This is a genomic window from Ramlibacter sp. (genome assembly GCF_036383835.1).
In the GTDB taxonomy this organism is placed as follows: Bacteria; Pseudomonadota; Gammaproteobacteria; order Burkholderiales; family Burkholderiaceae_C; genus Ramlibacter.
In genome coordinates this window covers 1-8,069 of the sequence record NZ_DASVNN010000157.1, presented here as the reverse complement: position 1 = coordinate 8,069, position 8,069 = coordinate 1, and the positions used below count along the sequence as shown (strand labels likewise).

The window sequence follows — 8,069 nt, the reverse complement described above, 5'->3', positions numbered from 1 at the left end:
CACCGGTGCCCGCGCGTGCGGCCGCGCCCGCGGTCTCCGGCGTCGGGCTCGATTCGCAGGCCGTGCGCGCGCGGATGGTGCAGAAGCTCGCCGCGCAAGGCATCGCCGATGCGCGCGTGCTCGCGGCGATGAACGCCGTGGAACGGCACCGTTTCGTCGACAGCGCGCTGGTCAACCAGGCCTACGAGGACACCAGCCTGCCGATCGGCCTGGGCCAGACGATCTCCAAGCCCAACGTGGTGGCGCGCATGATCGAACTGCTGCTGGCGGGCCGCACCGATGCGAAGGGCCGCCTGGGCCGCGTGCTGGAGATCGGCACCGGCTGCGGTTACCAGGCCGCGGTGCTGAGCCAGGTCTGCAACGAGGTCTACAGCATCGAGCGCCTGCGCGGCCTGCACGACCGCGCGCGCGAGAACCTGCGGACCTTCCGGCTGCCGAACGTGCACCTGCTGTTCGGCGACGGCATGGCGGGTTTCGCCAAGGGCGCACCGTATGCGGGCATCATCGCCGCGGCCGGCGGCGAGGCGCTGCCTGCGCAATGGACCGATCAGCTCGCCGACGGCGGCCGCATCGTCGCGCCGATGGTCATGCCGCACGGACAGCAGGCGCTGGTGATCCTGGAGAAGAACGCGGGACGGCTGACGCAGACGATTCTTGAGACCGTTCACTTTGTCCCCCTAAAATCAGGCATCGCATGAGGATGAATTCGATGATCGCGCGCGTTCGCGCTTCCGCAGGCCTGGCCCTGTTGCTGGCACTCTCGCTGCTCGCGGGTTGTGCCGCGCCACGCCGTGCGCCCGCGCCGGTGGAAGACCGCAGCCTTTCGCGCGCCGGCGTGGTTTCGGTTCCCGCCGCGGAGCCCGCGCGCCTGCTGCCGGGCGCCGAGAACGCTGGCAAGCCGGGTTACTACACCGTGCGCCCGGGCGACACGGTGGTGCGCATCGCGCTCGAGACCGGGCAGAACTGGCGCGACGTCGCGCGCTGGAACAATCTCGACAACCCCAACGTGATCGAGGTCGGCCAGGTGCTGCGCGTCGCACCGCCGGTGGTGCCGGGGGTCGCGCCGGCGGCCAGTGCCGCTGCGAGCACGCCCGCGGCTTCCGCGCCTGCCGTGGCGCAGGCCCCCGCGGCGCCGGCGAGCAGCACGGCCAGCGCAGCCGCGGCCGCGCGCGCGCCGGCACCCCAGCCGCCTCCGGTCCTGACCGCCGATGACGACATCCCCTGGGGCTGGCCCACGTCCGGCGCCGCAGCGGTGCTGGCGGGCTTCGACGAGCAGAAGAACAAGGGCATCGACCTCGCGGGCCGCGCGGGCGATCCCGTGGTCGCGGCCGCCGATGGCCGGGTGGTCTATGCCGGTGCGGGCTTGCGCGGTTACGGAAACCTGATCATCCTGAAGCACAACAACACTTTCCTCACCGCTTACGCGCACAATCAGTCGCTGCTGGTGAAGGAAGACCAGATGGTTCGCAAGGGGCAGAAGATCGCCGAGATGGGGTCCACCGACACCGACCGCGTGAAGCTGCATTTCGAAATCCGCCGGCAGGGCAAGCCGGTCGACCCCGCAAGGTACCTGCCACCGAGATAGCGATGAAGCGGCGCAACGGGCACGCATCCACGACGCCGGAAGGCGCCCGAGAAGATGCGGACCGGCCCGTTACGGATGAGTCCGAAGCGCCGCCTGCCGCGGAGCCCGTGCCCGAGGGCGCTCTGCGCGAGCTCTCGGGCGATCTGTCGGGCGAGAGCAGCGACACGCTGACGCTCTACCTGCGCGACGTGCGCCGCACGACGCTGTTCACCGCCGAAGAGGAATACGCGACGGCCGTCAAGGCGCGCGCCGGCGACTTCACCGCGCGCCAGTCGATGATCGAGCACAACCTGCGGCTGGTGGTGAGCATTGCCAAGGGCTATCTCGGACGCGGCGTCCCGCTCTCCGACCTGATCGAGGAGGGCAACCTCGGGCTGATGCACGCGATCGACAAGTTCGAGCCGGAGCGCGGCTTCCGCTTCTCGACCTATGCGACCTGGTGGATCCGGCAGGCCGTCGAGCGGGCGGTGATGAACCAGGGCCGCGTGATCCGCCTGCCGGTGCACGTGGTGCGCGAGCTGCAGCAGGTGCTGCGCGCGCGCCGCACGCTGGAGAACGATCCCGAGTTCGTCCGCGCGCGCAACGGCGACGGCGAGGGCGTGCGGGTCGAGGACGTCGCCGCGCTGCTGGGGCGCGACGTGCAGGACGTCGCGCAGCTGCTGGCGATGGCCGAAACCCCCAAGTCTCTCGATGCGGTGGTCGATCGCTCGGACGACGAACACACGCTGGGCGATTTCATGGCCGACGAACTGGCGATCGATCCCACCGGCGTGACGCACAACCACGAAGTCGAGCGCCTGCTGGCCGGCTGGATCCAGAGCCTCACGCACCGCGAGAAGGAGGTGCTGGAAGGCCGCTTCGGCCTGCACCACCGCGAGCCCGAGACGCTGGAGGTGCTGAGCGACCGCCTGGGCCTCACGCGCGAGCGGGTGCGCCAGATCCAGAACGAGGCGCTGACCAAGCTCAAGCGGCAGATGGCGCGTAGCGGGATCGACAAGGGAGCGCTGTTCTAGGGTTGGGCCTTCAGCGTTGGGCGTTCAGGGTGAATCACGCTCGACGCTCGACGCCGAACGTTAAGATGGCCGGATGAGTTGGCCTGTTCTCGTCTTCGACATCGAATCCATTCCGGACATCCAGGGCCTGCGCCTGCTGCGCGACGCGCCCCCGGAGATGACGGACCAGCAGGTCTACGCCGCCTGGCTGCAGGAGCGCAAGGACAACAACCAGAGCGACTTCATGCCGCTGCACCTGCAGCGCGTGCTGGTGATCAGCTGCGTGTTCCGCAATGCCGAGGGCCTGCGGGTGCATTCCTTCGTCGATCGCGACAACGCGAGCGAAGGCAAGGTGGTGCAGAACTTCTTCAAGACCATCGAGCAGAAGACGCCGCAGCTGGTGAGCTGGAACGGGGGCGGCTTCGACCTGCCGGTGCTGCACTACCGCGGCCTGCGCCATGGCGTGGCCGCCGGCAAGTACTGGGACCTGGGCGAGGACGACCGCGAGTTCAAGTGGAACAACTACATCAGCCGCTACCACATGCGCCACCTGGACCTGATGGACCTGCTGGCGATGTACCAGCCGCGCGCCAGCGCGCCGCTGGACGCGATGGCCAAGCTGTGCGGCTTCCCGGGCAAGCTGGGCATGGACGGTTCGCAGGTGTATTCGGCCTTCCTCGACGGCAAGCTGGAAGAGATCCGCCGCTACTGCGAAACGGACGTGATGAACACGTACCTGCTGTACTGCCGGTTCCAGAAGATGCGCTGCGGCTTCACCGAGGCCGAGTACGAGCAGGAGATCGCCTTCGTGAAGCAGACGCTCGGTGCGCTGGCGCCCGAGGAGCCGCACTGGCAGGAGTACCTCGCCGCCTGGCACTGAGACAATCCGGGGCATGACAGAAAAGCAGACGCCGCCCGTGCATCCCGAGGGCTGGCTGGAAATCGAATCGCTCGACATCGAGGCGCAGGGCGTGACCCGCCGTCCCGACGGCAAGGTGGTGTTCATCGACGGCGCGTTGCCGGGTGAGCTGGTCACCGCCAAAGTCCATCGGAAGAAGAACAACTGGGAGCAGGCCGCGCTGGTGGAGGTGCATCGCGAGTCCGCCCAGCGCGTGCGTCCGCGCTGCCCGCATTTCGGCCTGCACGAAGGCGCCTGCGGGGGCTGCAAGATGCAGCACCTGCACGTGGGCGCGCAGGTGGCGATCAAGCAGCGGGTGCTGGAGGACAACCTCTGGCACCTGGGCAAGGTGAAGCCCGACACCATGCTGCCCGCGATCGAGGGCCCCGCCTGGGGCTACCGCTGGCGGGCCCGCTTCTCGGTGCGGCACGTGCGCAAGAAGGAGGCCGTGCTGGTCGGCTTCCACGAGCGCAAGAGCCGTTACGTGGCCGACATCCGCGAGTGCCACGTGGTGCCGAAGCACGTGAGCGACCTGCTGCTGCCGCTGCGCGCGCTGATCGGCTCGATGGATGCGATCGAGACCTGTCCGCAGATCGAGCTGGCCTGCGGCGACCGCGTGACGGCGCTGGTGCTGCGCCACCTGGAGCCGCTGTCCGAAGGCGACCTCGCCAAGTTGCGCGCCTTCGCGCAGGAGCATGCGGCGGCCGGGGTGCAGTGGTGGCTGCAGCCCAAGGGGCCCGATACCGTGCACCTGCTGGACGAGGGCGGGCCGGAACTGGATTACGCGCTGCCGGAGTTCGGCATCACCATGCCGTTCAGGCCGACCGACTTCACCCAGGTCAATCCGCACATCAACCGGGTGCTGGTGGAGCGCGCGGTGCGCCTGCTCGACGTGCAGTCCAAGGAACGCGTGATCGACTGGTTCTGCGGCCTCGGCAACTTCACCCTGCCGCTCGCGACGCGCGCGCACGAGGTGCTGGGCATCGAGGGCAGCGAGGCGCTGGTGGCCCGCTCGCGCGAGAACCACGCCCGCAACCAGGCAGGGCGCTTGCAGCCGCTCGCGTCCACGCGCTTCGAGGCGCGCAACCTGTTCGAGATGACGCCGCAGCAACTGGTGGCCGACGGCTCCGCCGACCGCTGGCTGGTCGATCCGCCGCGCGAGGGTGCGTTTGCGCTCGCCAAGTCGCTCGCCGACCTGCACCAGGACCACGCGCTGCGCGAGGGCGGCTGGCGCCCACCGCGGCGCATCGTCTACGTCAGCTGCAACCCGGCCACGCTCGCCCGCGACGCCGGCCTGCTGGTGCACCAGGCGGGCTACCGCTGCAGCAGCGCCGGCGTGGTGAACATGTTCCCGCACACGGCGCACGTCGAATCGATCGCGGTCTTCGACCACGCATGAAAAAGGGCCCGCGTGCGGGCCCTTTTGTCATCCCCGCGGGAGGCCGCGGGGTCATTCGTCATCCGTCATCAATCGTCGCCGGACGTGATGCCCAGGATCACCAGCAGGCTCTGGAACACGTTGAAGATGTCCAGGTACAGCGCCAGCGTGGCCGAGATGTAGTTGGTCTCGCCGCCGTCGATGATCTGCTTCAGGTCGTACAGCATGAACAGGCTGAACACGCCGATGGCCAGGGTGCTGATCACCAGCGTGCCGGTCGTCGAGCCGACGAACACGTTGATCGCGGCGCCCACCAGGATCACGAGGGCACCGACGAACAGCCACTTGCCCAGGCCCGACAGGTCGCGCTTGATGACGGACGACAGCGTGGCCATCACGAAGAACACGGCCGCCGTGCCGCCGAAGGCGGTCATGACGATGCCGGAGCCGTTCTTCATGCCCAGGATCATCGCCAGCAGGCGCGACAGCATCAGGCCCATGAAGAAGGTGAAGGCCAGCAGCACGCCGACGCCGGCGGCGGAGTCCTTGGTCTTCTCGATCGCGAACATGAAGCCGAAGGCGCCGGCCAGGAACACGATCAGGCCGAGGCCGCCCGTGAGTCCGGCGGTGATGCCCGTGGCCACGCCCAGCCAGGCGCCGAGCACGGTGGGGACGAGGCTGAGCGCCAGGAGCCAATAGGTGTTGCGCAGGACCTTGTTGCGCTGTTCGAGCGATACGGCGGCATCGCCGTACCCATAGGACGAAACGGTCTGGATCGGTTCACTCATGTTGCTGTCTCCTTTGCCTCACGGGCATTAGATGAGCGCATTCTAGGAGGGTTCAATGCCGGGCTGCCAAATGCCTGCGAGGGGCCTGACCGGCGGGCCGTTATGCTCCGGGGTTTCAGCAGTTCCACCACAAGCATGAAAACCAAATCCTGCCTCGAATTCGCCGACGTCAAGGCCATCGCCGCTGCCGCGGAAGCGGAGGCCATCGCCAACCAGTGGGCGGTGACGATCGCCATCGTGGACGACGGCGGCCACTTGCTGTGGCTGCAGCGCCTCGACGGTACCGCCGCCATCTCGGCCCACATCGCGCCGCAGAAGGCCCGCACCGCCGCGCTGGGCCGGCGCGAAAGCCGCGTCTACGAGGAGATCATCAATGGCGGCCGCGTGTCCTTCCTGAGCGCGCCTACCCTGGAAGGCATGCTGGAAGGCGGCGTGCCGATCCTGAAGGACGGCCAGTGCCTCGGCGCCGTGGGCGTCAGCGGCGTGAAGTCGACCGAGGATGCGCAGATCGCCCGCGCGGGGATTGCGGCCCTGGGGTTGTAAGCGCCTGGTTCCCCGCCTGCGCGGGGGATGGCGCCATGCGTCACTTCGTGAGGATCAGCTTGCCCAGGCGCGTGGCCTGCAGGCGGTAGACCTCGCCGTTGTGCTCGATCTCCACCAGGCGGCGGCCCTGCAGCAGGGCGCCGCTGTGCAGCGGAGCCGGACGCTCCTCGGCGCGCCTGTCCGCCGGCGCGAGCGGCTCGTGGCGCTGCCCCCCGCCATTCACGCTCGTGGAGTTCATGGCGTCTTCGGCTCCGTGATGAAGCCGATCTTGTGCAGCCCGGAGCGCTGCGCCGCGGCGAGCGCCTGGGCCACCCGCTCGTAGCGCGCTTCCTTGTCGCCGCGCAGGTGCAGTTCCGGCTGGGGATCGCGCTTCGCCTCGGCCTGCAGGCGCGGCAGCAGTTCCTCCTCGGTGACGCGCTGCTCGTTCCAGAAGTAGTCGCCGCGCGCGTCCACCGACAGCCGGACCGTGTCCGGCTTGGTGTCCTGCGGGCTGCTGGTGGCGCGCGGCAGGTCGACGTTCACCGAGTGCTTCATCACGGGCACGGTGATGATGAAGATGATCAGCAGCACCAGCATGACGTCCACCAGGGGCGTCATGTTGATCTCGTTCATCACCTCGTCGGTGTCGTCCTGGGTGCCGAAGGCCATGGTCAGGCTCCCTTTTTCATCGGCACGACGCGCGAGGGGCTGCCGGCGGTGACGCGCGCACCGGTGACGAGGTAGGCATGCAGGTCGTGGGCGAAGCGATTGAGCTTCTGCAGCACGCCCTTGTTGCCGCGCACCAGCGCGTTGTAGCCCAGCACCGCTGGGATGGCCACCGCGAGGCCGAGCGCCGTCATGATCAGCGCTTCGCCGATGGGACCCGCGACCTTGTCGATCGACGCCTGGCCCGCCGCGCTGATGGCCAGCAGTGCGTGGTAGATGCCCCAGACCGTGCCGAACAGGCCGACGAAGGGCGCGGTGGAACCCACGGAGGCGAGCACGGCCAGGCCGGACTGCAGGCGCGCGGTGGACTCGTCGATGGAGTTGCGCAGCGTGCGCGTGAGCCATTCGCTGGCGTCCAGCGAGTCGTGCAGCTGCGGCTGCGCGTTGTGGTGGGCCTGGGCCTCGCGGCCTTCCAGGGCCAGCACGCGGAAGGGATTGGAAGGATCGGTGCCCAGCTTGCTGAGGCCGTCGGCGAAATCGGCCGCGTGCCAGAAGCTCTCGATCTTGCGCGACTGCCGCATGTAGCGGCGCAGGTCGAGCGCCTTGACGATGATCACCATCCAGGAGGCGAGCGACATCGCCAGCAGCAGGATCGCGGTCCCCTTGGTGACGATGTCGCCCTGGCTCCAGAGGTGGGCCAACCCGAAGTCTGCGTTCATGTTTCTTGGTCTTCCTTGTTTTCTGGCTTCGGTGTCAATCGCCCCAGCGGATCGGGACGACGAACCACATGTCTTCCGGCACGCCGCCGCGCTTGGCTGGCATGTACCGCCAGCTGAGGACGGCTTCCAGCGAAGCCTGGTCCAGGCGCGGATAGCCGCTGGACTTGGCGAGCTCCGCCTTTTTCGCGCGCCCGTCGGCGCCGATCAGGACACGCATCTCCGTCACCCCGCGCTCGCCGAGGCGCTGGCTCATGCGCGGCCAAGGCGGCTGCGGGTTCTGCAGGTAGTCGGCGTAGGCAATCGGCAGTTCCAGCTTCGGCGGTGGTGCCGGCGGCGCGGGCGCGGCAGTCACCGGTGCCGAGATCGGCGGCGGTGCGGGTTGGGGTTCGGCCGTGGCGGTCACGGCGGGCGCGCGGGCCGGTGACGGCGCGGGTTCGGGGGCTGCCACCGGCTTCGGCGCGGGAGCCGGCGTCACGACCGGCTTGCGCACCACGGGTTGCTCGCGGGGCGGTGGCGCGGGG

11 protein-coding genes are annotated in these 8,069 nt (G+C 68.9%); 6 read left to right on the top strand and 5 right to left on the bottom strand.

The genetic code is table 11. The features are described from left to right. Positions 1–5: 5 nt before the first annotated feature. The 5 genes from VF522_RS24085 to rlmD all read left to right on the top strand — a co-directional run bounded on the left by VF522_RS24085 (position 6) and on the right by rlmD (position 4,874). Positions 6–698 (top strand): protein-L-isoaspartate(D-aspartate) O-methyltransferase, encoded by a 693-nt coding sequence (locus tag VF522_RS24085; RefSeq protein WP_330910879.1) that lies wholly within the window; start codon positions 6–8, stop codon positions 696–698. Beyond that, the gene (locus VF522_RS24080; RefSeq protein WP_330910878.1) at positions 695–1,585 is read left to right on the top strand and encodes a peptidoglycan DD-metalloendopeptidase family protein; all 891 of its coding nucleotides are present in this window, start codon (positions 695–697) and stop codon (positions 1,583–1,585) included. The genes VF522_RS24085 and VF522_RS24080 overlap by 4 nt, the downstream gene beginning before the upstream one ends. Before the next feature lie 2 nt (positions 1,586–1,587). Beyond that, positions 1,588–2,598, top strand: coding sequence for an RNA polymerase sigma factor RpoS (gene rpoS / locus VF522_RS24075; RefSeq protein ID WP_414709581.1), 1,011 nt, complete (start codon positions 1,588–1,590; stop codon positions 2,596–2,598). 73 nt (positions 2,599–2,671) lie between these two features. Further along, the gene (locus VF522_RS24070; protein ID WP_330910876.1) at positions 2,672–3,457 is read left to right on the top strand and encodes a 3'-5' exonuclease; all 786 of its coding nucleotides are present in this window, start codon (positions 2,672–2,674) and stop codon (positions 3,455–3,457) included. 13 nt (positions 3,458–3,470) lie between these two features. Continuing rightward, the gene (rlmD, locus tag VF522_RS24065; RefSeq protein WP_330910875.1) at positions 3,471–4,874 is read left to right on the top strand and encodes a 23S rRNA (uracil(1939)-C(5))-methyltransferase RlmD; all 1,404 of its coding nucleotides are present in this window, start codon (positions 3,471–3,473) and stop codon (positions 4,872–4,874) included. 68 nt (positions 4,875–4,942) lie between these two features. Here rlmD and VF522_RS24060 read toward each other — a convergent pair whose 3' ends face one another. After that, the gene (locus tag VF522_RS24060) at positions 4,943–5,641 is read right to left on the bottom strand and encodes a Bax inhibitor-1/YccA family protein (RefSeq protein WP_330910874.1); all 699 of its coding nucleotides are present in this window, start codon (positions 5,639–5,641) and stop codon (positions 4,943–4,945) included. A gap of 135 nt (positions 5,642–5,776) precedes the next feature. Between VF522_RS24060 and VF522_RS24055 the strand changes: the two genes are divergently transcribed. Further along, entirely contained in the window at positions 5,777–6,184 is a 408-nt protein-coding gene (locus VF522_RS24055) for a heme-binding protein (protein ID WP_330910873.1), read from the top strand. Positions 6,185–6,224: 40 nt separating this feature from the next. On the opposite strand, the gene hemP is transcribed toward VF522_RS24055, so the two are convergent. The 4 genes from hemP to VF522_RS24035 all read right to left on the bottom strand — a co-directional run. Continuing rightward, positions 6,225–6,422, bottom strand: coding sequence for a hemin uptake protein HemP (gene hemP / locus VF522_RS24050; protein ID WP_330910872.1), 198 nt, complete (start codon positions 6,420–6,422; stop codon positions 6,225–6,227). Then, positions 6,419–6,832, bottom strand: coding sequence for a biopolymer transporter ExbD (locus VF522_RS24045; protein WP_330910871.1), 414 nt, complete (start codon positions 6,830–6,832; stop codon positions 6,419–6,421). The genes hemP and VF522_RS24045 overlap by 4 nt, the downstream gene beginning before the upstream one ends. Before the next feature lie 2 nt (positions 6,833–6,834). Beyond that, positions 6,835–7,548: a MotA/TolQ/ExbB proton channel family protein gene (locus VF522_RS24040; RefSeq protein WP_330910870.1), complete on the bottom strand. Its 714-nt coding sequence runs from the start codon at positions 7,546–7,548 to the stop codon at positions 6,835–6,837. Between the two features lie 34 nt (positions 7,549–7,582). Beyond that, a partial coding sequence (locus tag VF522_RS24035) for a TonB family protein (RefSeq protein ID WP_330910869.1) occupies positions 7,583–8,069 on the bottom strand: 487 nt, incomplete at its 5' end.